This window comes from Rhodospirillales bacterium (assembly GCA_028824295.1).
Classification (GTDB): Bacteria; Pseudomonadota; Alphaproteobacteria; order TMED109; family TMED109; genus VXPW01.
Genome location: JAPPED010000015.1, coordinates 1 through 25,968, shown reverse-complemented (window position 1 = coordinate 25,968; position 25,968 = coordinate 1). Strand labels below are relative to the sequence as shown.

The 25,968-nt window shown below is 66.3% G+C and carries 27 protein-coding genes; 8 read left to right on the top strand and 19 right to left on the bottom strand.

Features of this window, described 5'->3' with window-relative positions; translation table 11 throughout:
- Positions 1 to 17: 17 nt before the first annotated feature.
- The 5 genes from OXH60_06580 to OXH60_06560 all read right to left on the bottom strand — a co-directional run bounded on the left by OXH60_06580 (position 18) and on the right by OXH60_06560 (position 6,211).
- A complete protein-coding gene (locus tag OXH60_06580; GenBank protein ID MDE0711784.1) occupies positions 18 to 1,208 on the bottom strand; it encodes a phosphoglycerate kinase in 1,191 nt (396 codons plus the stop codon).
- Positions 1,205 to 2,224: a type I glyceraldehyde-3-phosphate dehydrogenase gene (gene gap / locus OXH60_06575; GenBank protein MDE0711783.1), complete on the bottom strand. Its 1,020-nt coding sequence runs from the start codon at positions 2,222 to 2,224 to the stop codon at positions 1,205 to 1,207. The genes OXH60_06580 and gap overlap by 4 nt, the downstream gene beginning before the upstream one ends.
- 14 nt (positions 2,225 to 2,238) lie before the next feature.
- Positions 2,239 to 4,233: a transketolase gene (tkt, locus tag OXH60_06570; GenBank protein MDE0711782.1), complete on the bottom strand. Its 1,995-nt coding sequence runs from the start codon at positions 4,231 to 4,233 to the stop codon at positions 2,239 to 2,241.
- Between the two features lie 257 nt (positions 4,234 to 4,490).
- A complete protein-coding gene (locus tag OXH60_06565; GenBank protein MDE0711781.1) occupies positions 4,491 to 4,766 on the bottom strand; it encodes a hypothetical protein in 276 nt (91 codons plus the stop codon).
- Between the two features lie 284 nt (positions 4,767 to 5,050).
- Complete coding sequence (locus OXH60_06560; protein MDE0711780.1) at positions 5,051 to 6,211, bottom strand: ATP-binding protein; 1,161 nt, start codon at positions 6,209 to 6,211, stop codon at positions 5,051 to 5,053.
- A gap of 454 nt (positions 6,212 to 6,665) precedes the next feature.
- On the opposite strand from OXH60_06560, the gene OXH60_06555 reads away from it, so the two are divergent.
- Together OXH60_06555 and dtd are read left to right on the top strand one after the other, a co-directional pair.
- Entirely contained in the window at positions 6,666 to 7,073 is a 408-nt protein-coding gene (locus OXH60_06555) for a cupin domain-containing protein (protein ID MDE0711779.1), read from the top strand.
- Positions 7,074 to 7,209: 136 nt separating this feature from the next.
- Complete coding sequence (gene dtd / locus OXH60_06550) at positions 7,210 to 7,659, top strand: D-aminoacyl-tRNA deacylase (protein MDE0711778.1); 450 nt, start codon at positions 7,210 to 7,212, stop codon at positions 7,657 to 7,659.
- A gap of 104 nt (positions 7,660 to 7,763) precedes the next feature.
- Here the strand turns inward: dtd and OXH60_06545 are convergent, their stop codons facing one another.
- Positions 7,764 to 9,143: a sodium:alanine symporter family protein gene (locus tag OXH60_06545; GenBank protein MDE0711777.1), complete on the bottom strand. Its 1,380-nt coding sequence runs from the start codon at positions 9,141 to 9,143 to the stop codon at positions 7,764 to 7,766.
- A gap of 165 nt (positions 9,144 to 9,308) precedes the next feature.
- Here OXH60_06545 and OXH60_06540 point away from each other — a divergent pair, with 165 nt between their 5' ends.
- The 3 genes from OXH60_06540 (at position 9,309) to OXH60_06530 (ending at position 12,372) form a co-directional block, all read left to right on the top strand.
- Positions 9,309 to 9,824 (top strand): hypothetical protein, encoded by a 516-nt coding sequence (locus OXH60_06540; GenBank protein MDE0711776.1) that lies wholly within the window; start codon positions 9,309 to 9,311, stop codon positions 9,822 to 9,824.
- A 500-nt stretch (positions 9,825 to 10,324) separates the two neighbouring features.
- Positions 10,325 to 11,449 (top strand): copper-containing nitrite reductase, encoded by a 1,125-nt coding sequence (gene nirK, locus OXH60_06535; GenBank protein MDE0711775.1) that lies wholly within the window; start codon positions 10,325 to 10,327, stop codon positions 11,447 to 11,449.
- 101 nt (positions 11,450 to 11,550) lie between these two features.
- Entirely contained in the window at positions 11,551 to 12,372 is an 822-nt protein-coding gene (locus OXH60_06530; protein ID MDE0711774.1) for an SUMF1/EgtB/PvdO family nonheme iron enzyme, read from the top strand.
- A 53-nt stretch (positions 12,373 to 12,425) separates the two neighbouring features.
- On the opposite strand, the gene OXH60_06525 is transcribed toward OXH60_06530, so the two are convergent.
- A complete protein-coding gene (locus OXH60_06525) occupies positions 12,426 to 12,914 on the bottom strand; it encodes an Rrf2 family transcriptional regulator (GenBank protein MDE0711773.1) in 489 nt (162 codons plus the stop codon).
- 423 nt (positions 12,915 to 13,337) lie between these two features.
- Here OXH60_06525 and OXH60_06520 point away from each other — a divergent pair, with 423 nt between their 5' ends.
- Complete coding sequence (locus OXH60_06520) at positions 13,338 to 14,099, top strand: phytanoyl-CoA dioxygenase family protein (protein ID MDE0711772.1); 762 nt, start codon at positions 13,338 to 13,340, stop codon at positions 14,097 to 14,099.
- 96 nt (positions 14,100 to 14,195) lie between these two features.
- Here OXH60_06520 and OXH60_06515 read toward each other — a convergent pair whose 3' ends face one another.
- From OXH60_06515 to OXH60_06465, 11 genes are all read right to left on the bottom strand, one after another.
- Positions 14,196 to 14,705 (bottom strand): DUF4864 domain-containing protein, encoded by a 510-nt coding sequence (locus OXH60_06515; GenBank protein MDE0711771.1) that lies wholly within the window; start codon positions 14,703 to 14,705, stop codon positions 14,196 to 14,198.
- Positions 14,706 to 14,790: 85 nt separating this feature from the next.
- The gene (locus tag OXH60_06510; protein MDE0711770.1) at positions 14,791 to 15,168 is read right to left on the bottom strand and encodes a type II toxin-antitoxin system VapC family toxin; all 378 of its coding nucleotides are present in this window, start codon (positions 15,166 to 15,168) and stop codon (positions 14,791 to 14,793) included.
- Positions 15,165 to 15,431, bottom strand: coding sequence for a hypothetical protein (locus tag OXH60_06505; protein ID MDE0711769.1), 267 nt, complete (start codon positions 15,429 to 15,431; stop codon positions 15,165 to 15,167). The genes OXH60_06510 and OXH60_06505 overlap by 4 nt, the downstream gene beginning before the upstream one ends.
- 430 nt (positions 15,432 to 15,861) lie before the next feature.
- Entirely contained in the window at positions 15,862 to 16,224 is a 363-nt protein-coding gene (locus tag OXH60_06500) for an iron-sulfur cluster assembly accessory protein (GenBank protein MDE0711768.1), read from the bottom strand.
- 10 nt (positions 16,225 to 16,234) lie between these two features.
- Positions 16,235 to 16,594 (bottom strand): iron-sulfur cluster assembly protein, encoded by a 360-nt coding sequence (locus OXH60_06495; GenBank protein MDE0711767.1) that lies wholly within the window; start codon positions 16,592 to 16,594, stop codon positions 16,235 to 16,237.
- Between the two features lie 2 nt (positions 16,595 to 16,596).
- The gene (locus OXH60_06490) at positions 16,597 to 17,037 is read right to left on the bottom strand and encodes an SUF system NifU family Fe-S cluster assembly protein (GenBank protein MDE0711766.1); all 441 of its coding nucleotides are present in this window, start codon (positions 17,035 to 17,037) and stop codon (positions 16,597 to 16,599) included.
- A complete protein-coding gene (locus OXH60_06485; GenBank protein MDE0711765.1) occupies positions 17,037 to 18,281 on the bottom strand; it encodes a cysteine desulfurase in 1,245 nt (414 codons plus the stop codon). The genes OXH60_06490 and OXH60_06485 overlap by 1 nt, the downstream gene beginning before the upstream one ends.
- The gene (sufD, locus tag OXH60_06480; protein ID MDE0711764.1) at positions 18,278 to 19,630 is read right to left on the bottom strand and encodes a Fe-S cluster assembly protein SufD; all 1,353 of its coding nucleotides are present in this window, start codon (positions 19,628 to 19,630) and stop codon (positions 18,278 to 18,280) included. The genes OXH60_06485 and sufD overlap by 4 nt, the downstream gene beginning before the upstream one ends.
- A gap of 4 nt (positions 19,631 to 19,634) precedes the next feature.
- On the bottom strand, positions 19,635 to 20,390 hold the full coding sequence (gene sufC, locus OXH60_06475) for a Fe-S cluster assembly ATPase SufC (protein ID MDE0711763.1): 756 nt from the start codon (positions 20,388 to 20,390) through the stop codon (positions 19,635 to 19,637).
- Positions 20,387 to 21,865, bottom strand: coding sequence for a Fe-S cluster assembly protein SufB (gene sufB / locus OXH60_06470; GenBank protein ID MDE0711762.1), 1,479 nt, complete (start codon positions 21,863 to 21,865; stop codon positions 20,387 to 20,389). Before sufB ends, sufC begins: the two co-directional genes overlap by 4 nt.
- Positions 21,862 to 22,320: an SUF system Fe-S cluster assembly regulator gene (locus OXH60_06465; protein MDE0711761.1), complete on the bottom strand. Its 459-nt coding sequence runs from the start codon at positions 22,318 to 22,320 to the stop codon at positions 21,862 to 21,864. Before OXH60_06465 ends, sufB begins: the two co-directional genes overlap by 4 nt.
- A gap of 256 nt (positions 22,321 to 22,576) precedes the next feature.
- On the opposite strand from OXH60_06465, the gene OXH60_06460 reads away from it, so the two are divergent.
- Both OXH60_06460 and OXH60_06455 read left to right on the top strand, forming a co-directional pair.
- Positions 22,577 to 23,845 carry an acetamidase/formamidase family protein gene (locus OXH60_06460; protein ID MDE0711760.1) on the top strand — a complete coding sequence of 423 codons (1,269 nt, stop codon included), beginning with the start codon at positions 22,577 to 22,579 and terminating at the stop codon, positions 23,843 to 23,845.
- Complete coding sequence (locus tag OXH60_06455) at positions 23,817 to 24,455, top strand: hypothetical protein (GenBank protein ID MDE0711759.1); 639 nt, start codon at positions 23,817 to 23,819, stop codon at positions 24,453 to 24,455. The genes OXH60_06460 and OXH60_06455 overlap by 29 nt, the downstream gene beginning before the upstream one ends.
- A 621-nt stretch (positions 24,456 to 25,076) precedes the next feature.
- On the opposite strand, the gene OXH60_06450 is transcribed toward OXH60_06455, so the two are convergent.
- Positions 25,077 to 25,968, bottom strand: an 892-nt coding sequence (locus OXH60_06450) for a WD40 repeat domain-containing protein (GenBank protein MDE0711758.1), incomplete at its 5' end; no start/stop codon positions are given.

Genomic DNA, 25,968 nt, shown 5'->3' with positions numbered 1-25,968 from the left:
TTCTCGAGGAGACGAGGTCAGGCAGCCAGCGGCAGAAGCCCGGGCAGGCTCCTGCCCTCGACCCATCGCAGGAAAGCGCTGCCGGCCACGGAGACGTAGCTGAAGCCACCACCCAGCGACAGCCGGCTGAGTGCCGCCGCAGTGTCCCCGCCACCAGCGACCGATGTGAGAACGCCGCCGCGGGTCAGCATGGCCGCGGTGCGACCGACGATCGCCGTGCCCTGGTCGAACGGCGCCACCTCGTAAAGCCCGAGCGGACCGCTCCAAAGCAGGGTTTGCACGGTCGTGAGTCGGTTGCCGTAGGCGTCGCAGGTCTCAGGACCGATGTCGTAGACCTGTTGCCCCGACGGCACCTGGTCCGCGCGCACGACCTGCGGCTCCCCGGCGGCATCATCGGACGCCACCACGTCGACGGGCAGCATCAGCTCGCAGCCCGATCGCGACGCGGCCTCGATGATCGCCCGAGCCTCATCGAACATCTCGGGCTCCACCAGCGACTTGCCGAGGTCCAGACCCTGCGCCGCGAGGAACGTGTTGGCCATGGCGCCGCCCACGGCGAGGGCGTCGACCCAGCCCACGAGATTGCGCAGGGCGACGATCTTGGAAGACACCTTGGAGCCGCCCACGATCGCCATCACGCTGCCGTCACCCGCATCGAGTGCCCGCCCGAGCATGTCCACCTCGGTCTCGAACGCCCTACCGGCAACCGAGTCGAGATGCCGGGGAACCCCGATGACGGAGGCATGCTCGCGGTGGGCCACGGAGAACGCATCGTTGACGTAGGCATCCCCCAGCCGCGCAAGGGCAGCGGCAAACTCCGGATCGTTGGCTTCCTCCCCGGGATGGAACCGGAGATTTTCGAGGAGGGCGATCCCGCCGGGTTGCAGGTCCCGGGTAATCGCCTCGATCGTGTCGCCGGCGCAGTCGCCGAGGAGCGCGATTTCCTCCACCCCGAGCGTCTCACCCAGCGGCTCCACCAGCTGCGTCAGCGAGAGATCTTGGTCCACCGTGCCGCCGGGCCGGCCGAGATGCGAAGCCAGCACCACCTTGGCACCCCGTCCGACGAGCTCGGCGATCGTGGGTCTGAGGCGTTCCATCCGGGACACGTCCGCGGGCGTGCCGTCCGGGTGGAAGGCAATGTTGAGATCGCAGCGAACGAGTGCCCGCTGCCCTTCCCACGAAATCGAATCGAGGGTCCGGAGCTTCACCCGACCTGCCCGCCAAATGCGGCCATGCGGGCGGCCGTGTCCGCCATCCGGTTGGAAAAGCCCCACTCGTTGTCGTACCACGCCAGCACGCGCACCAGGCGCCCGTCCACTACCTGGGTCTGGGTGGCGTCGAACGTGGCGCTGGCGGGAACGTGATTGAAGTCGCACGACACCAACGGCGCCTCGGTGTACGCGAGGACCCCCCGCAACGCGCCGCCGGCCGCCGCGGCCATCGCGGCATTGATCTCGTCTGCACTGGTCGCGCGACCGGCGTCGAACACCAGGTCCACGAGCGACACGTTCGCGGTCGGTACCCGGATGGCGCAGCCGTCGAGCCGTCCGGCAAGTTCAGGCAGGACCAGTCCGATCGCCCGCGCCGCCCCCGTCGAGGTCGGGATCAGCGACATCGCCGCCCCCCGGGCGCGGCGGAGGTCGCCGTGCATCGTGTCCTGCAGGCGCTGGTCCGCCGTGTACGCGTGCACGGTCGTCATGTAGCCGCGGTCAAGACCGACCAGCTGGTGGAGCACCTTGGCCACCGGCGCGAGGCAGTTGGTCGTGCACGACGCGTTCGACACCACGCGGTCGCTCGCCTGCAGCATCGAATCGTTGACGCCCACGACCACGGTCCGGTCGACATCCTTGGCCGGGGCCGACACCAGCACGCGGGCAGCCCCCGCCTCGAGGTGCTGGGCCGCGCCGTCGCGGTCCGCAAGCCGGCCCGTGCATTCGAGCACCACGTCGACGTTCAGGTCTCCCCACGGGAGCTTCTGCGGATCGGGTTCAGCCAGCACGACGACACTCGAAGCGCCGGCATCGAGCCGATCGCCGTCAAGGGAGACCGTGCCCGGAAAGCGGCCGTGGACCGAATCGAACTGCAACAGATGGGCGGACGTCTCGGGTGGGGCGAGGTCGTTCACGGCGACCACCTCCACATCATCCCGGCCCGATTCGTGAACGGCCCGGAACACCAGCCGGCCGATCCGGCCAAAGCCGTTGATGGCCAGTCGTGCTGCCATTGAATTCTGTCTCCTCAGCCGCGGCCGAGCCGCGCACGCACCCGCTCGGCAACCGCTTCTGCCGTGATGCCAAAATGCGGGAACAGGTCGGAGGCCGGCGCGGACGCCCCGAAACCGGTCATCCCGACGAATTCACCGTCATGGCCAAGCCACCGGGTCCAGCCGAACCGTGTGGCCGCCTCGATGCCGACCCGCAACGTATCACCCCCGAGGACCTGTTCGCGATACGCCTCGTCCTGGGCGGCAAACAGCTGCCAGCAGGGCAGCGATACCACCCGCGCGGAGATCCCCTCACCAGCAAGGAGGTCCGACGCGGCCATGGCGACGGCGACTTCCGAGCCTGATGCGATCAGGGCCGCGTCGGCACCCGGCGCGTCGCGCAACACGTAGCCGCCGCGGCGGGCGGTGCGGTCCGGACCGGTGGTCGTCCGCACCGTCGGCACCCCCTGCCGGGTCAGCGCGATAATCGACGGGCCGGTCGTGTGCTCGAGGGCCAGCTGCCAGCACTCAGCCGTCTCCACGGCGTCGGCCGGCCGCAGCACCAGGAGGTTCGGAATCGCCCGGAGCGCGGCCAGGTGCTCCACCGGCTGGTGGGTGGGGCCGTCCTCGCCGAGGCCGATCGAATCGTGCGTCGCGACGTGGATGACCCGGATACCCATGAGGGCGGCCAGGCGGATCGCCGAGCGCGCATAGTCGGAAAACACGAGGAAGGTGCCGCCGTACGGGATCAACCCGCCGTGCAGGGCAATACCGTTCATGGCGGCAGCCATGCCCAGTTCGCGCACCCCCCAGTAGAGGTACCGGCCGTCGTAGTGTCCCGGCGTGACCGGCTCCTGCGTGGAGGCACGGGTGTTGTTGGACCCGGTGAGATCGGCCGAACCGCCCACCAGGTCGGGCACCACCTGCGCAAGCTCGTTCAGCACCTCCTGGCTGGCCTTCCGGGTCGCCCACGTCGGCGCGGTCTCCGAAAACTTGCGGACCAGTCCGGCCACCGCCGTCCCCAGTGCCTCCGGGAGTTCGCCCGCGAGTGCACTGCTCAGCGCGGCCGCCGGAGCCCCGGCGGCGGCGTGCCTGGCCTCCCACGCCGAGCGCTCCTCCCGCCCGCGCCGGCCGGTGGACCGCCAGTGCATCGCGATGTCGGCGGGGATCTCGAACGGATCGTGCGGCCAATCGAGGGCGGCGCGGGCGCCGGAGATTTCCTCCGCGCCGAGCGGAGCCCCGTGCGCGCTCGCGGTTCCCGCCTTGGTCGGAGCGCCCAGCCCGATGGTCGTCCGACAGCAGATGAGTGAGGGGCGCGGGTCCTCGGTCACCGCGGTCAATGCCCGGTCGACCGACTCGATGTCGTGCCCGTCGACCGACTGGGTGTGCCAGCCGAGCGCGGCAAACCGGGCCGGGTAGTCGTCGGACATGGCGAGGCTGGTCGGCCCGTCGATCGAGATCCCGTTGTCATCCAGCAGGACCGTGAGCTGACCGAGCCGCAGATGGCCGGCGAGGCTGGCCGCCTCATGGCTGATCCCCTCCATCATGCAACCGTCGCCGGCAATCACCCAGGTGCGGTGATTGACCAGATCGTCGCCGAAGCGCGCGTTCAGCATCCGCTCGGCGAGCGCCATGCCGACCGCGTTGGCCAGGCCCTGACCGAGCGGGCCCGTCGTGGTCTCGATGCCCTTGCCGTGCCCGTACTCCGGATGGCCGGCCGTGCGGCTGCCGAGCTGGCGGAAGCGCTTGAGCTGCTCGAGCGGGAAGTCGGCATAACCCGTGAGGTGCAGCAGCGCGTAGAGCAGCATCGAGCCGTGACCCGCTGACAGGACGAACCGGTCACGGTCCGGCCAGTCCGGGCACGAGGGATCGAACCGGAGGTGCCGGGCGAACAGCACCGTCGCGACATCGGCCATGCCCATGGGCATGCCCGGGTGCCCGGAGGCGGCCCGTTCGACCGCGTCCATGGCGAGGGCACGCACCGCATTGGCCATGCTGCGGTACGTCGCAGGAGAGAACGTCTCGGACAAGCCGGAATCCGGGGGCGCAGTCAGGTCGTCAGAAAGGGGCACCGGTGGACACCGGCAGGCTGCAACATGCGTGCAGCGCAGCGAGTCGTCAACCGTTGCGGACTACTTGCGGACGACCTCGAGACGGTGAAGCCGTGCAGCGAAATCCTGCCACTCCTGGCCGAAGCACTAGCAGCAAACAGCAGCTGGTCCGTGGTGCGCCACCAACGGATGTCTGGGTCCAGTCGGACCCGCATTCGCGCCATCCGCCACGCACTTCATGGCTCCCGATCCGCGCCAAATAAACCGAGAGCCTGCAATAACTGCCCTAGTTCTGCATCGACCTCGCCAACCCGCCTAACGTCATCCAGCGTGAAACGGCTGCGAAGTTCCATCGCCGAGGCAGGTTTGGAATAGCCAGGCCACTTTCTCCGCAGCAGCCGGTTTGCATGGCTTGCCGATACCCGTCGCCGTTCATTGCCGGGGAATAGTCGAAACAGCAAGCCTTCCAGGTTCGGCCGCAAGTAAATCAACTGGATGTCGAAGGGCTGCACCGCCGTGGCCGGATCTCGGCCACGGCGCCGATCTTCCTCAACCCGGTCCGCATCAAGGACGATGAAGCCCGCCGCAAATCGACCTGGCGGTATCGCTTGACCGCGAATTCAGCAATCGCCAGCCCATCTCCGCCACCTCCAACCACTACGTCCAAATGCACGTGGCTTTCGGCCTCATCGCACAAATGCTTCCACCACCGGACGAGTGATCGTTCGCTCTCGCCTTCAACACCCATGAAGATGCGTCGCCGGCGCGGACGCAGACCCTTGTACTGCGCCATGCGCTATCCAAATGCAGGTAGCCCGCCCAAGACGCCGCTACGGTATTGCCTCTGTAGGTTTCCGCCACGTCGCTGACCACGTACATCGGCGGCGCCGTAGGCGCGGGTGGAGCCGTCGGAATCCTTTTCCACAATGAAGAGTTCTTCTTTTTCGAGATCATCGAGTACCGAGACGTTGTGAAGCGAACAAATCAGTTGCGCACCCTTGGGATTAGTTTCCTCGCGGCGAAACCAGTTCAGAACCTCGGCAGACAAATCGGTATGGAATTCAGTGTCCAGTGCATCGACGACGGCCACATGGCCGGTCTGTAGGACATAGTCCAACTGCGGAAACACGTGTACTAGGTGCCGAGTACCGGTGGACTCATTCTCCAATATGACCGGTGAGTCCAGGCCTTGATGCTGGAAAAGCAGGATCCATCTACCGTCCGGCAAAAGCTGAACCTGCATGTCCTCGATACCCAGATCAAAACGCTGCAGCTTGCCGGCAACCCGCTCCCGCAGTTCCTGATGATTGCGGTAGAAGTCGATCACGGCTGAGGTGTCTGGGCGTCCCGGATCAGGGCCGAAAATGTTTGTTTGCAGGTTTCCGACGTCTTGAGCTAACGATGGAAACGGGCCCACACCCATTTTGCCCAAGGCCGAAATTGCGGATGCGCTTGCAGGAATGGCGGCAAGACGATCATCGCGTTGTCGAATCCCAGTTTCCTTCGCAACATAAACTGGTCCGGTCTCGCGCCGCTCGAGCACACGCCTTGGGCGACCCTGCGGGAAAGCGTGCAAAGCCTCGTAGCCGACACCGGCGATCGCCAGCGTCGAAGCATCCCGACGGAGTTCCAACGTGTATCTGAATAGGTTGGCTTCTTCACCATTCCCGAAATCGAACCACTCGGCATCGAATTCTACCTCCACTCGCGTCGGCGCTCCCCGCGTCTCAGGCGACAAGAACGGGATGAAGTCGGCGAAATAGCCTGTCGGAGACTGGTCGTACGAATGCGCGACAAATCGAACGGTTTCGGCAAGAGCCCGGAGAAGTGCCGTCTTACCGGAACCGTTTGGGCCAACCAGCACCACCACCGTCGGCAACCGGGTGCGAGGCTTCGAGCGGCTTTGACGGAAACAGGACTCCGACGGAGTGGTTCCGGGAATCCGGAAATCCAGCACGACGCTCTCTCGGATGGACCGAAAGTTGTTTACGGAAAATCTGTGAATCAAAATCGGTTCCTGACGATTTCTTGCTGACTATAGATTTTAATTTGTGTTTTCGGATAGTGCAAGACGGTCGTTTTCCTCGCGCCCCGTAATCAGGTAGCTCTCGACCGCCAGTGTCTCGCACCAAACTGAATATGGGGACCGGTGGCATCGTGCCGCGGCCAACAGGAGTACGAATTCCATGCCATCGCGCGCGAGCGAAGAGAAGAGATCGTGCTTATCAAGGAACTGTGTGTCCAAAGCGTCGAGCAGAGTTGGTAGTCCGATGTCATCGCGACATGTGTCAGTCGGGGGAATGACGGATCGGCATCACCCTGTCAGCGAGTGGTAGGCAAGACGGCGCCCGCACTTCATGCCATCATCGGCACCCCGCGCTCCATTGATCCAGCGAAAGTGAGGGCAGGACATGGCTAAGCAATGGGAATTCGTCCATGCCAAGGCGGGCGACGCCGCGTGGACCCCCGGTCTGCGCGAGATCTTCGACTACCGCGACCTCGGCATCAAGAACGGCACCAAGGGTGACTACATCGCGCACATCATCAAGGCCAACGGCAAGCGGATGGAGGATGAGGTCCAGGAATGGCACGTTCACGACTGCGACTTCCAGTTCGTGCTGGTGCTGAACGGCTGGGCCGAGTTCGAGTACGAGGGACTGGGCGTGCGCCGGCTCGAGAAGGGGGACAGCATCCTCCAGCCGCCGAGAATCAAGCACCGCGAGATCGCGTGCTCCGACGACTACGAGGTGCTGGAGGTGGTCTCGCCGGCCGACTTCGGGACCCGCGTCGTGGAGGCTCCGAGCCAGGCCGCAGCCTAGGCCGCGTGACCGTGACCGGGGTCGAACCCGCGCGTCGCACACCGCGCCTGCCCGAGAGTTCCCCGGAACCGGGACACGCGGATCCGGCGGCCGCGGTTCACCGCGGAAGCGGCGGTTCCGCCCACACCCGGCACCCATGATCGGGCTGCTCCAGCGCGTCTCCAGGGCCAGGGTCGACATCGGGCCGGACACCATCGGCGCCATCGGCGCCGGTCTGATGGTCCTGATTGGCGTGGAGCGAGGAGACACCGAGCGGACAGGCGACCGCCTCGTGGAACGTCTGGTCGGGTACCGCGTGTTTCCCGATGATCACGGCAAGATGAATCTCAGCGTCGCCGACGTCAGCGCCGGGCTCCTGCTCGTGCCCCAGTTCACGCTCCCCGCCGACACCCGGAAGGGCGCGCGTCCCAGCTTTTCGGGCGCCGCGCCGCCGGACGAGGGAAAGCGCCTGTTCGAGCATGTCGTGTGCCGGGCGCGGGCGCTGCATCCGCTGGTCGAGACCGGACGATTCGGCGCCCACATGCAGGTCTCTCTCACCAACGACGGACCCGTGACGTTCACGCTGCGCGTCGCGCCTCCGACATGATCCGCCCGGCCTGACGCCGGGCCCTCCGGCGTCAGGCCGTTCGCTCGATACAGGCTGGCGCGGCGGCCGAGGGGCCCCGCGTCAGCCTGGCTTGCCGACTGCGATCAGGCGAGAGGCCGTCCGATCGACTCGAAGTACTCGCGGGTCACCTTGAACACCATGGGCGCGAGCAGCAGCAATCCGATGAGGTTCGGGATCGCCATCAGACCGTTGAGGGTGTCCGACAGGTTCCAGACCAGGTCGACCTTGACGTTGGCGAAGGTCAGCGCCGCCAGCACCCACAGGGCCCGATAGATCACCAGGCTCTTCTCCCTGAACATGTACTGCCAGCACCGCTCGCCGTAGTACGACCACCCGAGGATGGTCGTGAACGCAAACACCGCCAAGGCAATGGTGACGATGTACTGGCCGCCGGCAATCGAAGTCTGGAAGCCCGTCGACGTGAGCACCGCGCCGGTCAGCCCGCCGCCGTCCGCCCCCGTCATGGTCCATGCGCCAGACGTGAGGATCACCAAGGCCGTCAGGGTGCACACGACGAGGGTGTCGATGAACGTCCCTAGCATGGCGATGATCCCCTGACGCACCGGGCTGTTGGTCTGGGCGGCCGCGTGCGCAATGGCTGCTGAGCCCAGCCCGGATTCGTTGGAGAACACTCCGCGGGCCACCCCGAAACGGACCGCCGCGGCCACCGCCGCTCCGGCGAATCCACCGGTCGCCGCCGCCGGCGTGAAGGCGTGGGTAAAGATCAGGCCGATTGCGTCTGGCACGCTGGTGATATTGATGGCAATGATCAGCACCGCGGCGCCGAGGTAGAGCACGATCATGGTCGGCACCAGCTTGCCGGCGACCTCCCCGATCCGGCGGATGCCGCCGATCACGACCACGCCTACGAGGGCCGCGACGATGACACCGGTCAGCCAGGTGGGCACGCCGAAGCTGTTGACCAAGGCCGCGGCCATGGAGTTGACCTGAACCGCGTTGCCGATGCCGAACGCCGCCACCGCACCGAAGATCGCGAACGCCAGCCCCAGCCACTTGCCGAGCTCAGGGGCGAACTCGCCGACACCATTCCGCAGGTAGTACATCGGTCCGCCGACGTACTTCCCGGATTTGTCCACCTCGCGGTAGGTAACCGCGCACACCGCTTCCGCGTACTTGGTTGCCATTCCGAACAGGGCGATGAGCCACATGTAGAAGATGGCGCCCGGTCCGCCGAGCGCGATGGCGGTCGCCACACCGGCGATATTCCCGGTCCCGACCGTTGCCGACAGCGCCGTCATCAGCGCGTTGAACGGCTTGACCTCGCCTTCGCCGACGGCGGAGCTCTTGTCGAATAGGAGCCTGAAGCCGTAGCCCACCTTTCGCCACGGCATGAACACCAGCCCCAACGTCAGCAGGACGCCGGTGACGCCAAGGATGCCCAGCATGGGCGGCCCCCAGGCGAATGCATTGACCGAATCGATGATTGCGTTGAAGCGGTCCATCGTGTCCCCCAATGAAGCCCTTCCCGACCTATGAGTCTATCTGATCGAACCTGAGGCACCTCCCGCAGTTGCGCGCGCAGCCCGGGCGAGCACGCACTGCCCGACATTGCCGCGCCATCGCCGGGGCCCCATATTGCAAACTGGAATTGCGAGCAATTGGCAGTGATGAACGGACCGACGCAGCGCATGATGATGGCGACGGTCATCGTGGCGACACTCGGACTCGTCGCCTGCGGTACACCGACGCCGTACCAGCCGGCCGCGGATGGCTACGGCTACGCCGAGCAGGCGCTTGAGGCGAATCGTTTCCGCATCTCCTTCAGCGGCAACCGCTTGACATCGCGTGAAACGGTCGAGAACTACCTGCTCTACCGCGCTGCCGAGATCACCGTGACGCGCGGCTTCGACCATTTCGTGGTCGCGCATTGGGACACGGAGCGCAAGACCACCTACTTTTCGACGGTCCCCCTGACCGGCTACGTGGGGTTCGGCTGGTACGATTCCTACGGCGATCCCTTTGCCGGCTTCGCCACGGCCCGAGCCCGGCCATCCGACCGATACGCGTCCTACGCCAACATCGTCATGCGAAGGGGCGCCAAGCCGGCAGGCGACCCCGACGCTTACGACGCGCGTGCGGTTCTGGGACGCCTGACCCCGTCGCTGGCGCTCCCGTTACCCTGACGCGACCGCCTGCAGCCGCAGCACTCGCCGTCACTGACCCGGCCCGAATCGGGGCTGCTCCACGTCCAGATGGCTCCGTCATCGGCAAGCCAGGGGACACAGCGCGGGTTCACGGCAGGGCAGCGTTGAGCACCGCGCGGCCACGGGATCCCGTGCTCTTGAACCCGCCATGCACGGGCCCCGCCTGACCGAGCCCACCACCTGCGCGGGAATGAGCGCAAGCGATGAACTGCCGGACGCAACAGCGCCCGGACGATCCGCCGCCGATAACAGCGCCGGGGCTCGCGGCCGATTCGTCACGTGTGGCAAGGCCGGCCGCCATCCGGGGCGCCGGCTCCGAACGTGCTTGATGTCCTTAAAGATGCATCTAAAATACAACTTAATGTGCTTGCTGCTGATTGTCTCTGCGAGGAGTCGAAGCCACTAGTGACATAGCTGATCCGCGTTTGGGCCGCGTCGAATCCTGGCGATGAGGCAACAGACAAAAGGAGGAATCAGCCATGCTCGACATGAACAGACGTCAGCTGCTCTGGGCTGGCGGGGGTGCACTTGGCGCCGCGTCCGGCGTCAACGCGATGGTGGTGCCCGTGGCAACCAACACGGCCGCCGCTGCTGAAATGGACGACCTGCCGCGGGTGAAACAGGAACTCCTCGCCCCGCCGCATGCGCCCGCCCACGAGCTTGTAGCATCCGGCGGCCCCAAGATCATCGAGGTCGAACTCACGGCCGTCGAGGACCAGCGGGAGATCGACGACAACGGCACCGTCATCAACGCGCTCTCATTCAACGGTTCCATTCCGGGCCCCCTGATGGTCTGCCATGAGGGCGACTACATCGAACTCACGCTGAAGAATCCCGAAGAGAACATCTTCGCCCACAACATCGATTTCCATGCGTCGACGGGGGCGCTGGGCGGCGGCGGTCTCACGCTCGTGCAACCGGGCGAACAGGTCGTGCTCCGCTGGAAGGCGACCAAGGCCGGGACCTACATCTACCACTGCGCGCCTGGCGGGCAGATGATCCCGTACCACGTGGTGTCCGGCATGAACGGCGCGGTCATGGTGCTGCCGAGGGACGGTCTCAAGGACCGGCACGGGAACGCGCTGCACTACGACAAGGCCTACTACGTCGGCGAGCAGGACTTCTACGTACCGCGCGACGCCGACGGCAACTTCAAGTCGTTCGAATCGCACGCTGACGCGATGGCCGAGACTCTCGAGGTCATGCGGACGCCGACCCCGACCCACGTCGTGATGAACGGCCGCGTGGGCGGGCTCACGGGCGACAACACCATGACGGCCAACGTCGGTGAGTCCGTGCTCTTCATCCACTCGCAGGCCAACCGGGATTCCCGGCCCCACCTGATCGGCGGCCACGGCGACTACGTCTGGGAACAGGGTTCGTTTGCCGACCCGCCGGCGGAAGGCCTTGAGACTTGGTTCATCCGGGGCGGTTCGGCCGGCGCGGCGCTGTACAAGTTCCTGCAGCCGGGCGTGTACGTCTACCTCTCCCACAACCTGATCGAGGCGGTTGAGCTGGGGGCCCTGGCGACCGTGGTCGTCGAAGGCGAGTGGAACGATGACCTGATGACGCAGGTCCAGGCCCCGGGCCCGATCGCCGCGTAGGCTTTCACGGCGCTTGTGCCGCTCCCGCGTCCCCGGGAGCGGCCGACCGCCGGCCCCTTGCTCCGGGAGGTGCCCAGCAGCAGGTCCTCATGAATCGCAGGATGTCCAAACTTCGCGTCGGCTGGCTGGGCCTCGGCGTCGTGGCGGTGCCCGTGGTCCTGGTGGCGGTGTCCGTGGGCGTGTTCGCCGCGCTCCGTTCGCCGGCCCCGCCGATTCCCGACGAGTTCCTGCCCGAGCTGGTCAGGGTCCCGGCCGGGCAGATGGCAATGGCGACTGCCGACGCCGCTCCGGTTGCCGAGCGGAGCGGCGACCCGCCACGCGTCGTGTTCGAGCGGCCGTTCTACATCGGGAAATTCGAGGTGACGTTCGCCCAATGGGACTACTGCCACCAAGCTGGCGCCTGCGCCCATCGTCCGGACGACAACGGCTGGGGGCGCGGGGACCGGCCGGTGATCAACGTGAGCTGGGACGACATCGCGCAGTACGTCCGTTGGCTTTCCGATGCGACGGGTGACCCCTACCGGCTGCCGACGGAGCACGAGTGGGAGTACGCGGCTCGCGCCGGATCCGATGAACCGTTCGAGCAACCGCAGCTGTTCACGGACAAGCGTCTGGCCTGGGCCTCGGACTACGCACTCGTCCCCAGGCCGACCCGCAAGACCAGTCCGGTCGGGTCCGACGACGGCAATGCCTTCGGTATCTTCGGTATCAGGGGCAACGTGTGGGAATGGACCGACTCCTGCTGGCACCGGACGTACGCGCAGGAAGGCGGGAGCGTGTTCAGGGAGAACTGCGGAATCCGGATCCTGCAGGGAGAACACCAGAGCTTCATGCAGACGTTTCTTCGGGAAATCGGCTCCGGCGGCTGCTCAGTGAAACCCATGCCGGGAAACTTCGGTTTCCGCGTGCTGCTGGAATCGTAGGCCCCGGCGTTCCCGGCTCCTGAAAGCGGCGGGGAGCCCCGGCTTTCATCCCACTAGGCGGTGGCGCTGCTGCCCGTGGCCAGCGGCCGAACCGCGCCCTCGTCCTGCCTTGCGGCGAAGATGGCCTGCAATGCCTGTGACGGGGCCAGCAGGTCTGCCAGCGTGTGCCGGTCCAGCACGTTGATGAAGGCCGCGAGGGCAGACTCCAGCACGTTGGTCAGCACGCACGGCCCCGCGATCGGACACGTGTTGTTCTCTTCGCCGCGGAAGCATTCGACCAGGTGGACGTCACCCTCGGTCACCCTGAACACGTCGCCGAGGCTGATCTCGCTGGCCGGCATGGCGAGCTCCAAGCCGCCCTTTCTGCCGCGCGACGTCGCAATGAAACCATGCTGCCCCAGACGATGCGTCAGCTTCGTGAGGTGGTTTACGGAAATACCGTACGCAGTGGCAATCTCGTGAATCGTGCAGCGCCGGTGAGGGTTGAGCCCGAGGTAGATCAGAGCCCTCAACGAATAGTCACTGTATCGCTTTAGTTGCATGACTGACTTTCCAACGGCTGCACGCCTTGTCGGGGGAGCGTCAATGTAACTGAAACGCCGATCAGCCGACGTGGCGAGGGACGAATGCGATCCGGCGTCGAGAGCGGTAGGCCAACGGCGCGGTCGGTATTCCGGCGGCACATCGCCGAACAACTGGGCGCGACCGAGTGGCCGGTGCCGCCGGGATCGGAGCAGAATCTCCGAATTGGCGGCATTGTCCTATGCGATACAGCGCGCCGCAACCATAAGTATTCCGTTCGCAACTTTCCGAGAGAAGCGTCCGGGTGCTTCCGGCGCACGGAACTGTGCCACCCACCGGCATTTCATCGGTGCTCCGCATGGGCCTCGGGCGAAATTGCATCGGAGCCCGGCAAATGAGACAATTTTCGGCCACTTCCCGGAGGCCCTGGACGAGGACGTGCGATGCTGACTGCCGAGCAAATCGGGCAATACCACGAAGACGGTTACGTGATTCCCGACTACCGACTGCCCGAATCGGATCTTGCCGACATTCGCGGTCATCACGAACGTCTGGTTGCCCGCCACCCGGAGTTCCGAAACTACTGCCCGACATTGCTGGCCTACGATCTCGCCTTCCTGAATTACGCAAGAATTCCCGACATCCTCGACATGGTCGAACAGGTGTTGGGTCCGAATATCGCGCTCTGGAACTCGAGCTTCTTTGCCAAGCCGGCGCGGGACGGCTACGAGACGCCGTGGCATCAGGACGGCGAGTACTGGCCGCTCCGACCAATGGCGACGTGCACGGTATGGATCGCCGTGGACGCTGCGAGCTCCGAGAACGGCTGCCTTCAGGTCATCCGGGGCAGCCACAAGGCGAGGAAGCTTCGCTCCCACCACACGAATGCCAACCCCGAGCTGACCCTGCATCAAGAGATCGACAACGACGAGATTGACCTCTCTGAAGCGGTGGGCCTGGAGCTCAAGGCTGGTCAGATCTCGCTGCATGACGTCTACTTGACGCACGGCTCCCTCGCCAACCGGTCAGAGCACCCGCGCCGAGGCATGACGCTCCGCTACATGCCGACAAGCACGGTCTTCGATCGGGACTTCGCACGCCGCCTCAGCGAGGAAAAGGGCGTGTCCGACCACACGAAGCGCACGGTATTCCTCGTCCGCGGTATCGACGAGTCAGGCGAGAACGACTTCCGCCTTCGCCTGTAGCGCCTCGACAGATCCGCGCTTTGCGGTCGGCCCCCGCGGCCTGCCGGTCTGCTCGCCGGACGCGGACAGGCCGGGACCTGCAGAAGGTGGCCGTGTTTATGCCGCCTGCCCCTCCGAGGGTTCAATGAACACCGCGTCGGTCATCCAGCAGTCCGCGTAGGGGTATTTGGACTGGCGGGAAAGGTAGAACCAATAGATGACGCTCGTTGTCGCGTCCGTGAGAATGACCCGCTGCCGCGCCTGCGTGCCGTTCGACTCCACCGGGCCGTAGCTCACTGCCCGAAAGTCCAGCATGAGGGCATAGGGGCCGTTGCGGATCATGCCGATGAAGCGCGGCAGCGGCCCGGTGTGAACGCGGTTGGCCGGAGAGGCGAAGCGAAAAGCGACCTCAATGCCGCGATTGCGCTCGTCGTTGTGGCGCAGCGCTTCGAGCTGAATGCGGACCACATCTTCCGGGGACAGCACGGGCGCCGGTATCAGCTCCCGGCTAAGCGGATCCCCGCCTCCGCTCTCGACTCCCTGCGCAGAAGCTGCGGCCGGCAGGAAGATGAGCCCGAAGAGCAACGGCGCGATCAGATGTTGGAGCGGCTTGACCACGTTCGCCATCCCCGGACCAAGGTCGAAGCCTGATGATAGCCGTCCCCCAATTCGGCTTCGAACAGGCGGAGAGGTCGAAGTAGCGTTACTTCTCCTAGAACGCGACGCGCTCGATTCCGTCCACGAAATCGAAGTGGGTGTCGTTGCTCAGGATGGGAAGGCGAAGCTGCCTGGCTAGGGCGCTGATCCAAGCATCGTTCGAAGCAATGGGAGTTCCCTTTCGCTTCAGTTGCAAGCGAATTTCCGCATAACAATGGGCCGTCACCGCAGAGATAGAGGCAACTTCCACCAGCGGCAGGTTCTGGCCCAGCCATTCCTCGTAGCGACCGCGGTGACGGGATTGCCAAATTCCGAAGCAGTATTCGCCCAGTACGACAGTCGGCACCACCAGCCGACCAGCGGAGAACAGGACTGGTTCGACGGCCCGCGTGCCTTCCGCCCACGCCGATAACGCATTGGTGTCGATGATCACGCCGCGTCTTCGGGACCGATTTTTTCAAATTCCTCGTCGATAAGGCGCATGATCCGACGGTTCTCATCCGAAAGGTCGGCGAGCCCGCCAAAGCCTGCCATCCAAGGTGGAACCACCTGGCCGGCGGTCGGCTCATCCACACACCTTCGAAGCTTCTCCTCGAGTGCTTCGCTAAAGAACTGCTTCAAACTTATGCCGTTAACGGCTGCATAGGCCTTTGCCCGCCGGAACATGGCGTCGGGAAGCTCTACCGTGGTCTTCATGAGCACATATTCCCATAATTACGGGCTTTCCGTCAAGCGCCGCAACACGAGCCACGGTGTGGGCGGTTGGCTTGGGGGCAGTTCTCCCGGACCCGCAACCGCGCCCGGAACTATTGCTTCAGGCCGCACCGAGCGTCGTGCTGCAGACACTCCTGTCCACTGGAGAAATCAGCGCAACCCAAACGGATACATCCTCACCGGCGCAGCGGCGCCACACCGTTGGCAATCCTCCGGTGATGGGCTCCGCCACGAGGCTTCGATCGAGACCAAGGTCGTGGAACCGCCAACGGACCGCTGCACCCGAACGCCCTGTCGGGAGGGAGCGCTTTGTAGGGGAGATCATCGCCCCGCGCTGATGCCTGCCGCCGGGCGCTACGCTATGTGCGCCTGCAACCGTCGAAAGACCAAACCGGGACAGCGGAACGCGGCCTCAGCCTTGCCCGCCAAGACCTCCAAAGGACACCGATTCGCCGCACCCGCACCGAGCAACCTCGTTCGGATTCTCGAACGTGAACCGCGACTGCAGGATGCTTTCTTCCCAGCCGATCCGGCTGCCGGCAAGAAACAGTACCGCTGCGGGATCGATGAACACCTTGATCCCTCGGTCCTCGACCACCTCGTCGGTCGGGCGCGCCTCGTCCGCGTACTCGACGTCGTAGGCCATGCCGGAGCAGCCGCCGGTCTTGAGGGCGATGCGGAGCCCCTGCGTGGCCGCTCCCCGGGCGGCAATCATGGCCCGGGCCCGCTCGGCGGCGACGTCGGTCAGTGTCAGGAGCTTCGGCGCGTTGGTCATCACGGTCCCTCTAGAAATAGCCTAGCTCAAGGCGCGCGGCCTCGCTCATCCGGTCGGGCGTCCACGGCGGTTCCCAGACGATATCAACCCTCACGTCACCCACGCCCGAGACTTCCCGAACGGCCTCCTCGACGCGCCCCGGAATGTACTGGGCTTCCGGACAGTGCGGCGTCGTCAGCGTCATCGTGACATCGACGTCGCGGCCGTTCCGGATGGCGATGTCGTACACGAGCCCGAGTTCCCAGATGCTGACCGGAATCTCCGGGTCGTAAACGGTACCTATGGCGGCCACGACAGCCGGTCGAAGCGCCTCCGCGTGTTCGTCAGGAGTGACGGTGCCGGGCTGTGGCGGCGGGTCGAAATCGGTCATGGCTATTCCGTCTGGACCGTTCCCGGCTCGTTGTCAAGCGCAGCACGCAACGTATGGAACGGCAGCGTGGCGCACTTCACCCGCATGGGAAACTCGCGCACGCCGGCCAGCACCTCGAGCTTGTCGAGACCCTCGGCCTCGGCATCCGGACCGGTCAGCATCTCCTGGAACCGGCGGAAGAGGTCGTGCGTCTCCTCGAGGGTCTTGCCTTTCAGCATGTCCGACATGATGGAGGCCGTGGCCACGGAGATCGCGCACCCCCGGGCGTCGAACGACACGTCGCGGACCACTCCGTCCTCGACCAGGACATCAAGCGTGATCAAGTCGCCGCAGAGGGGATTGTGTCCCTTGGCTGTGCCGCTCGGCTCCGCCAGCCGCCCGGCGTTCCGCGGGTTTCGGCTGTGGTCGAGGATGACTTCCTGGTAGAGGTCGCGAAGGTCGATCACAACTGGAACAGCTCCTTTGCCTTGCCGAGACCTTCGACCAGGGCGTCGAAGTCCGAAGCGTGCGTGTAGATGCCGAGCGAGGCACGAATGGTCGCGGGCACGTCGAAGTGGCGCATCGCGGGCTGTGCGCAGTGATGCCCGACCCGGACGGCAACCCCTTCCCGGTCGAGCACGGTCCCCACGTCGTGGGGGTGCACGTCATCCATCACGAACGAAATCGAACCGGCTCGATGGCGGGGCGTGCCGATCAGGCGCACGCTGTCGAATGCCTGCAGGCGGTCGACCCCGTACTTCAGCACGGCACTCTCGTGGCGCTGGATGTTCTCGCTCCCGAAACGCTGCACGTAGTCGATGGCGGCGGCCAGCCCGACCGCACCTGCGATGTTCGGTGTGCCGGCCTCGTAGCGCGCCGGCGGCGGTGCATACGTCGTCCGCTCGAACGTCACTTCCTCGATCATGGAACCGCCGCCCTGCCAGGGCGGCAGGGACGTCAGCAGGTCGAGCCGTCCGTAGAGTGCGCCGATCCCGGAAGGCCCGTAGAGCTTGTGGCCCGAGAACGTGTAGAAGTCGCAGGCGAGGTCCTGCACGTCGACGGCCGCGTGCGGGACGGCCTGGCAGCCGTCGATCAGCGTGAGGATTCCCCGTTCACGGGCACGGTGGCAGATCTCGCGGGCCGGGAGCACGGTGCCGGTGGTGTTGGAGACGTGCGAAAACGCGATGAGCCGGGTCCGGTCGGTCACCTCCCGGAAGACCGCCTCGACGTCAACGTTCCCGTCCTGGTCGGCGGCAGCCGCGCGAATTCGCACGCCGGTCGCATCGCGCATCAGTTGCCACGGCACGATGTTGGAGTGGTGTTCGAGCACCGTGAGCACGATCTCGTCGTCCGGCTCGAGGCGGCCGCTCCGGCCGAGCGTCTCGGCCACCAGGTTGATCGCCTCGGTCGCACCCCGGGTGAACACGATCTCCTCGGGCCGGCCGGCGTTGAGGAAATGGCGCACGGTCTCGCGCGCGGCCTCATACCGGTCGGTCGCCTGCGCCGAGAGCAGGTAGACCCCCCGGTGCACGTTGGCGTACTCGGACTCGTAGAAGTCCCGGAGTCCGTCCAGCACCGCGCGGGGCTTCTGGGCGCTCGCGGCGCTGTCGAGGAACGCGAGCGGGCGGCCGTGCATCGGGCGCGCCAGCAATGGGAAATCGTCCCGTGCGGCGAGGATTTCGGGGTTCTGGCCCGCGGGCGCGTTCATGATGCGGCACTCCCCAGTGCGTGCAGTTGGTCGTCGACCAGGCGCCGGATGAACTCGCGCATCCCCTCGTGGGCGATGCGGTCGGCCACGGCGCCGGCGAAGGCCTCCATCAGCAGGGCCCGCGCCAGCTGCTCGGACAGGCCGCGGGAGCGGAGGTAGAACAGCGCGTCGGCGTCGAGTTCGCCGGTCGCGGAGGCGTGGCTGCACGCCACGTCGTCGGTGAGGATCTCCAACTCCGGCTTGCTTTCGGCACGGGCGCCGGTGCTCAGGAGCAGGTTGCGGTTGTCGAGCGCCGCGTTGGTGCCCGAGGCATCCGGGAGCACCCGGATCCGCCCCTGGAAGGCGCCGCGTGCCGTGTCGGCGAAGATGCCCCGCCAGAGCTGCCGGCTCGCCCCCTCGCAGGCGTGGTGATCGAGGCGGGTCAACGCGTCGATGTGGCCTGACTCCCTTGCCAGGCAGACGCCGTTGACCTCCCCGTCGGCGCCCGGCTCCTCGAGCGCAAGACGCGTCTCGGTCCGGACGGCGCCATCGGTTGCGGCCAGCACGAATCCGGCATAGGCGGCGCCGGCCCGCAGGCGGGCGTGGGCAACGTTGACGTGCACGGCGGTCGCGGATCCCGCGTCGGCCCGGACGTGCTCGAGGCGCGCGCCGGCGCCGATCGCGATGTCGGTGACGTGGTTGGTCCAGACGCTGGCGCTCCCGCCCGCATGAACCTCGACCACGTGCGCCCGGGCACCGGCGCCAAGCGCAATCAGGGTGCGAAGGTGATGGGCTCGCGGTTCCTCGGTGTCGCGGGCGACGTGCACGACCTCGAGCGGATGGGCAAGCGCGACACCGTCATCGATCAGCAGGACGGCCCCGTCGGACGCGAGCGCCGTGTTCAGCGCCACCAGTGCCTGGGGGCGGCGGTCGGTGATGTGCGACAGCCGCTCCTCGGCGAACGCGTCGGGGTCGCCGATGAGGTCGCGGGCCGCCTGCGGATTCTCCGCCAGCAGTGCGCCCAGCGTGGTGAGACGAACCCCCTTCGGCGGCTCACCCGCATCGGAATGATCGAGGCTGAACCGGCCGTCCACGAACACCAGCCGATGACGCGGACCCTCGAGGGACGGCGCCGGCACCGCTGCCGCTCGCGCGCCGTCCGGCGCCGCGGGCGCAAAGATCTGGCCGGTGAGGGCCGCCGTCGGCCCGGACCGCCATTCCTCGATCCTCGCAGTCGGCGGGCCGTCTTCCTCGAACTGGCGGAAGGCCTCGGCACGAAGTGCGTCGACCCAGGGTGTGCCTGAGCCGGGCAGCGCGTCACGGCAGGCGGCAAACGCCGTTCGCTGTCCTGCCAGCCATGCGTCGGTCATGGTGTCAGGCCGGCTGGAAGGCCGCATAGCCGGCCCGTTCCAGTTCCAATGCGAGTTCGCGGTCACCCGAGCGGGCGATCCGCCCGTCGGCCAGGACGTGCACCGAATCCGGCACGACGTACTCGAGCAGCCGCTGGTAGTGCGTGATGACGACCAGGGTGCGCTCGGGGTTGCGCATGGCGTTGACCCCCGTCGCCACGATCCGGAGGGCGTCGATGTCGAGGCCGGAATCCGTCTCGTCGAGGATTGCGAGCCGGGGCTCCAGCATGGCCATCTGGAAAATCTCGTTCCGCTTCTTTTCCCCGCCCGAGAAGCCGGCGTTGACGTCGCGCCGGAGAAAGTCCTCGTTCATCTCGAGCCGGCCCAGGGTCGCGCGGGCGCGCTTCAGGAAATCGATCGCATCGATCGCGGATTCGCCCCGCGCCTTGCGCTGGGCATTGAGCGCGGTGCGGGTGAAGGTGGCATTGACGACGCCCGGGATCTCGACCGGGTACTGGAACGCCATGAACACGCCGGTGGCTGCGCGCTCCTCGGGCTGCATCGCGAGGAGGTCCTGCCCGTCGTAGCGCACCTCGCCGTCGGTGACCTCGTAGCCGTCCCGGCCCGCCAGCACGTTCGACAGGGTCGACTTGCCCGACCCGTTCGGCCCCATGATGGCGGCGACCTCGCCGGCCGCGACGGTCAGGTCGATGCCCTTCAGCACCTCCTTGTCGTCGACACTGGCCCGAAGGTTGCGAATCGAGAGAAGTGGTTCGCTCATCCGACGGCGCCCTCCAGGCTGATGCCGAGCAGTTTCTGCGCCTCCACCGCGAACTCCATGGGAAGCTGCTGGAGCACGTCGCGGCAGAAGCCGTTCACGATCATGGACACCGCCTCCTCGGGGTCGAGCCCGCGCTGGCGACAGTAGAAGAGCTGTGCGTCGCTGATCCGCGACGTCGTGGCCTCGTGCGCAACCTCAGCGCCGGGGTGCCGCACGTCGATATAGGGCACGGTGTGGCCGCCGCAGGTATCGCCGATCAGGAGCGAATCGCACTGCGTGAAGTTGCGGGCGCCGCCGGCCTTCGGCTGGACCCGCACCAGGCCCCGGTAGGTCTGCTGCCCGCGGCCGGCCGAGATCCCCTTCGAGATGATCGTGCTCCGGGTGTCGCGCCCGAGGTGAATCATCTTGGTGCCGGTGTCGGCCTGCTGGCGGAGGTTCGAGATCGCGACCGAGTAGAACTCGCCGACGGACCGGTCCCCCTGCAGGAGCACGCTTGGGTACTTCCAGGTGATCGCCGAGCCGGTCTCGACCTGGGTCCAGGAGATCTTCGAATCGGCGCCGCGGCAGGCGCCCCGCTTGGTCACGAAGTTGTAGATGCCGCCCTTGCCCTCGGCGTCGCCCGGGTACCAGTTCTGGACCGTCGAGTACTTGATCTCCGCGTCCTTCAGCGCCACGAGCTCGACGACGGCCGCGTGCAGCTGGTTCTCGTCGCGCTGCGGCGCCGTGCACCCCTCGAGGTAGGAGACCCGGCTCCCCTCATCGGCGATGATCAGCGTGCGCTCGAACTGGCCGGTGCCTTGCGCGTTGATCCGGAAGTAGGTGCTGAGCTCCATCGGGCACTGCACGCCCTTCGGGACGTAGACGAACGAGCCGTCGCTGAAAACGGCGGAGTTGAGCGCTGCGTAGAAGTTGTCGCCCTGCGGCACCACGCTCCCGAGGTATTGCCTGACCAGCTCCGGATGGTCGCGAACGGCCTCCGAGATCGGGCAGAAGATGACCCCCATCTCAGCAAGCTTGTCCTTGAAGGTGGTCGCCACCGAGACGCTGTCGAACACGGCGTCGACCGCGACGTTCCCGGCGCCGGCGACACCCGCCAGGACCTCCTGCTCCCTGAGCGGGATGCCAAGCTTCTCGTAGGTGCGGAGGAGTTCGGGATCGACCTCGTCGAGACTGGCGGGACCGTCACCCTCCTGCTTCGGCGCGGCGTAGTAGCAGGCCTCCTGGAAGTCGATCTTGGGGAAGTGGACGTTGGCCCAGCGGGGCTCGCGGTCCTCGAGGCCAAGCCACATACGGAACGCCTTGAGGCGCCACTCGAGGAGCCACTCCGGCTCTTCCTTCTTGGCCGAGATGAAACGAACGATCTCCTCGTTGAGACCCGTCGGCGCCCGTTCGGTCTCAATGTCAGTGACGAAGCCGTAGCGGTATTCGCCGGATGCGCGCTCGACCGTCTCGACAGTTTCCCTAAGCGGCGTCACGAGGCCATCTCCGGCACGGCGGCGACAGGGGCGGCGGGCAGCGGGAAGCCCGCACCGCCGCCAGTCAGTTCCTCCAGCGAAATGCCTTCAAGGGTGGAACGGACTGCCTCGTTGATGCGCTGCCAGTTGGCCGCGGACGGACAGATCTCCATGAGGTCACAGGCGTCGCCCCCCTCCGCACAGATGGTGAGCGCAACGGGGCCGTCGATCGCGGCGATCACGGCACCGACCGAGATGTCGGGCGCGGCGTGCGCACTGCGGTAGCCGCCGCCCGGGCCGCGCTGCGATTCCACCAGGCCGGCACGCGTGAGCGCCGCCAGTACCTTGGTGACAGTGGGCGCCGGGAGATGCATGTCCCGGGCCAGCGCGGCAGCGGTGAATGTGCGTGCAGGCTCGCGGGCCATACGCCCTGCTAGCAGAACGGCGTAGTCCGCGAGCCGACTGACACGGAGCATGGGATCCTCCTCCCCGTCCGGTAGGTCGACAAGCAACACTTAGTAATTTAGACCAATTGAGTCAACTATTGCATGCTCGGCTGTGCTAATGTCTGACATTGCAACGGTCGGGTGCGAGTATGCCGGGCCCGTCGCTGGGCGCCTGGCGGGTGCATGTCTGGCCCGCGTGATGCGGGTGCGAAAGTTCGGCCACCCTCATGCCTTGAGCGTTGCGGGACCCTGACTGCGCCGCCCTTGCGGCGTCGAGGAGGCTGAATTGCCAACGATATTCCGGGCCTTGCTCCCGTTCATCCTTACCGCCGCGCTCGCCGCCGCCTTCACGGCCCGAGCCGACACCACCGATTCCCAATGGGCGACGGAGGTCGTGATCGCCAAGCAGGGCGACCACTGCGCCGACGACCCGAGCTGCATGAATCGTCTGCACCCGGCGATCCCGCCGGTGGCCCATGCGAACCCGGGCGACATCATCACGATGGGCACCCGTGACGCGCTCGATTCCGACCTGACCCTGGACTCGATCGCCGACGACATGGCCGCGCTCGACCTCAACCTCGTGCACCCGATGACCGGACCCGTGCACATCAACGGGGCCAAGCGGGGCGACGCTCTCGCGGTGGAGCTGCTGGCGATCGACCCCGACCAGTACGGCTACACGCTGATCGTCCCCGGTTTCGGGTTCCTGCGCGACCTTTACACCGAGTCCTACATCGTGAACTGGAAGCTCACCCCGCGGGGCGCGGTGTCCGACCAGATGCCGGGCATCACGGTGCCCTACGAGGCGTTCCCCGGCTCGATTGGCGTGCTGCCGGGCGAGCCCGAGGTCCAGGCCTGGAAGGCCCGCGAGGCGGCGCTCGCCGAGGCCGGCGGCATCGCGCTCGCACCCCAGCCCATCGGCGGCCTGCCGGCCGCGGTGTGCGGACCGGAGGGAAGCCACAGCGGCGACTGTCTCCGGACCATCCCGCCCCGCGAGAACGGCGGCAACATGGACGTCCAGCAGACGCAGGTCGGCACGACGATGATCTTCCCCTGCTACGTGGACGGCTGCGGCCTGTTCATCGGTGACGTGCACTACGCCCAGGGCGACGGCGAGGTCTCCGGCACGGCGATCGAGATCGGCGCCGTGGTGACGGTCCGGACCAGCATCATCGAAGGTGGGGCCGCCGGCATGGTGGCACCGCAGGTCTCCGGCAACGACGAGATCCGCGACATCGAGCCGACCCGGTTCCACCAGACGATCGGCCTGCCGCTCAAGACGGCCGGCGAGGTCCCGATCTACGTGACCTACCTCGAATCGGAGAAGATCGGGGCGCTCGAGAACCTGAGCGAGGACCTCACCCTCGCCGCGCGGCACGCGCTGATCCAGATGATCGACTACATCCAAGCCGAGCACGGGATGACGCGCGAACAGGCCTACATTCTGGCTAGCGTCGCGGTCGACCTCCGAGTCGGGCAGGTCGTCGACGTGCCGAACTACGTGGTCACCGCGGTCCTGAACCTTGACGTCTTCGACAAGTACAGGAACTGAGACCGTTTGCTCCCGAGGAGCGCGCGCCACCCGACGGGCGCTCCTCGGAGCCTTTCTCGCCGGCGTCCTCGGGGCCGTCCCGGCGAGGGCCCACACTCCCTACCGGCAGTGGCAGGTCTACCGCCAGCGCCACCTCGTGATCGGCGCGTCGCGGGCAGACGCCGAGAGCTATCCCAAGGCCAAGCGAATCCAGGCGTTCCTCGAGGAGCACCTGCCGGAAGCCAGCGCGCGGGTCGCCCGGGCGCGGACGGTGCAGCGCCTCGCCGACCTGATCGCCACCGACCAGCTCAAGGTTCTCCTGCTGTCGCTGGACCATGCCGACGCGCTGATGCGAGGTCGCGCGCCGTTTGCATTCGCTGTCCCTGACCTGCGGGCACTGGCCCGCTTTGGAGACCACGTGCTCTGTGCACGCACGGTATTTCCGGACGCGCACGCCTGGATCCTGACCTGGACGTTTGCGGAACACGATCAAGCGGAGCCACCGACCGGCCTGTCCGTGCAAGTGCACAGTGGTGTCGAGCTGGCACTGGCGGGAGAGCCAATGCCGCCGCTCCCGGACGATCTGGAAGCCGATGCCGCCGGAGAGGTCGAAGTCCCGCACCACCATTGACGGGATGGCGCTTCCGATGCTGACTGTTCGGGGGTGCCCAGGAGAGGGATTGGATGACCTGGCTAGCTACCTGTGTCGTTGTGTATTGGAAGGATTATGTCATGGGGATCGGTCAGGCATCGCGGTGTCGGTCAGACAGATATCTGGCACGTGACACCGCAATTCCTGCCTCGCTCTCTCGCGGTACAGGGTTTCGGATCGAGTACCTGCTGTCGTGTTCGGGACCGCTAGTCAGCCCCGATCGATTGGTCCACTCGCAATGTTAGTGCTAAGCGGGTTTGGCCTGCTCCCCGGAACTTGGACCACCCATTGCGAGAAAATTCTCGGATAGGTTTTCATGGACCCAGTGGGGAAACGGATACACGAGACGGCGGCACCCCATTCGTCAAGACGGACGCGGCAGCGTCGGTCATGCGGACTCCCTGGCTTAGCGCCGAGCAACATCGGCCCCACCGGTGATCGCAATGGGTATTAGGCGATAGTCGGCCATGGCCTGCCAAGGCCGCGTCGGCCCCAGCCCTGCTGGACCAGACGGGCGACATCCTGCGCGGACGCCTCCGACTCGGTACCGGGCCCCTGCGGCGCGATGAAGGCCAGCCCGTGGTCGCGCCCGGTTCGCGCTCAAGATGGAGCCCGCCAGTCGGCAACGCTGATTCGACCGACAAAGCCGCTCTCGGTACCGAGTGCGAGGTGCTGTCCATCCGCCGACCAGGCGAGCGCGGTCACAGCGCCGTTGCCGGGTCGCTTCACCAGAGCTGGGCGCGCGCGGTCGATTTGCACGAGGATGGTGGCACCGTCCTCGTATCCGGCGGCGACCACGTTGTGCTGGGGGTGGGCGGCCACCACCGTCACCGCACCGTCGAAGCCCCACCCGAGGTCGAGTGGCGCCTTACCCATGGGGCCGTCCTTGCCCTGGAAAGGCCAACAAACGACGGACTCCGCTCCACCGGTCGCCAGATACTGTCCCTTCGGCAGCCAGCTCATCGACTTGACCTTCGTCGGGTAGCCAGACATCCGCATATCAGCGCCGTCGGAGACCCGCCAACCATGCAGCTCGTTCTCCTGCATTGCGCTGACGATGTATTTCCCGTCCGGGCTCCAGGTCAGGCTGAGGTGCGAGCCCGCCCAGCTGAGCCGTTGCGGATCCTGCGTGCTGGGGTTCGCCCTCCAGAGGCTGATTCCGCCATAGTGCGCGGCGGCGATCCGTCGTCCCTTCGGGTCGAATGCCAGGCCGCCGACCGTGTTGGCATGATCGAACGTTCCCACCGCGCTTCCATCTTGCGCGAACAGGGAGACGGTCTTGCCGAAGACCGCAGCGCATAGTCCGGATACCCCGCTGACGGCAATCGGCTCGACCCATCGCCCCGCCATGGCTGCAATCTCGGTGGTCTCGCCGTCGGTATCGGTGCGCACCAGCCGTCCATCGTCTCCGCCTGTCAGCACGCGCGGCTGCTCCAAGTCGACGGCCAGCGAAAGACAAGCCCCGTCATGCACCGAAACGAAGGACGGAGGA

What these genes read in the sequence shown, in the direction of transcription:
- OXH60_06465 (MDE0711761.1), bottom strand. Translation starts at nt 22,320, where the DNA reads ATGCTCCGTGTCAGTCGGCTCGCGGACTACGCCGTTCTGCTAGCAGGG.
- OXH60_06500 (MDE0711768.1), bottom strand. Translation starts at nt 16,224, where the DNA reads ATGACCAACGCGCCGAAGCTCCTGACACTGACCGACGTCGCCGCCGAG.
- nirK (MDE0711775.1), top strand. Translation starts at nt 10,325, where the DNA reads ATGCTCGACATGAACAGACGTCAGCTGCTCTGGGCTGGCGGGGGTGCA.
- OXH60_06495 (MDE0711767.1), bottom strand. Translation starts at nt 16,594, where the DNA reads ATGACCGATTTCGACCCGCCGCCACAGCCCGGCACCGTCACTCCTGAC.
- OXH60_06505 (MDE0711769.1), bottom strand. Translation starts at nt 15,431, where the DNA reads ATGAAGACCACGGTAGAGCTTCCCGACGCCATGTTCCGGCGGGCAAAG.
- OXH60_06485 (MDE0711765.1), bottom strand. Translation starts at nt 18,281, where the DNA reads ATGAACGCGCCCGCGGGCCAGAACCCCGAAATCCTCGCCGCACGGGAC.
- OXH60_06530 (MDE0711774.1), top strand. Translation starts at nt 11,551, where the DNA reads ATGTCCAAACTTCGCGTCGGCTGGCTGGGCCTCGGCGTCGTGGCGGTG.
- OXH60_06515 (MDE0711771.1), bottom strand. Translation starts at nt 14,705, where the DNA reads ATGGCGAACGTGGTCAAGCCGCTCCAACATCTGATCGCGCCGTTGCTC.
- sufD (MDE0711764.1), bottom strand. Translation starts at nt 19,630, where the DNA reads ATGACCGACGCATGGCTGGCAGGACAGCGAACGGCGTTTGCCGCCTGC.
- OXH60_06525 (MDE0711773.1), bottom strand. Translation starts at nt 12,914, where the DNA reads ATGCAACTAAAGCGATACAGTGACTATTCGTTGAGGGCTCTGATCTAC.
- dtd (MDE0711778.1), top strand. Translation starts at nt 7,210, where the DNA reads ATGATCGGGCTGCTCCAGCGCGTCTCCAGGGCCAGGGTCGACATCGGG.
- OXH60_06555 (MDE0711779.1), top strand. Translation starts at nt 6,666, where the DNA reads ATGGCTAAGCAATGGGAATTCGTCCATGCCAAGGCGGGCGACGCCGCG.
- sufC (MDE0711763.1), bottom strand. Translation starts at nt 20,390, where the DNA reads ATGAGCGAACCACTTCTCTCGATTCGCAACCTTCGGGCCAGTGTCGAC.
- OXH60_06545 (MDE0711777.1), bottom strand. Translation starts at nt 9,143, where the DNA reads ATGGACCGCTTCAACGCAATCATCGATTCGGTCAATGCATTCGCCTGG.
- gap (MDE0711783.1), bottom strand. Translation starts at nt 2,224, where the DNA reads ATGGCAGCACGACTGGCCATCAACGGCTTTGGCCGGATCGGCCGGCTG.
- OXH60_06520 (MDE0711772.1), top strand. Translation starts at nt 13,338, where the DNA reads ATGCTGACTGCCGAGCAAATCGGGCAATACCACGAAGACGGTTACGTG.
- OXH60_06540 (MDE0711776.1), top strand. Translation starts at nt 9,309, where the DNA reads ATGAACGGACCGACGCAGCGCATGATGATGGCGACGGTCATCGTGGCG.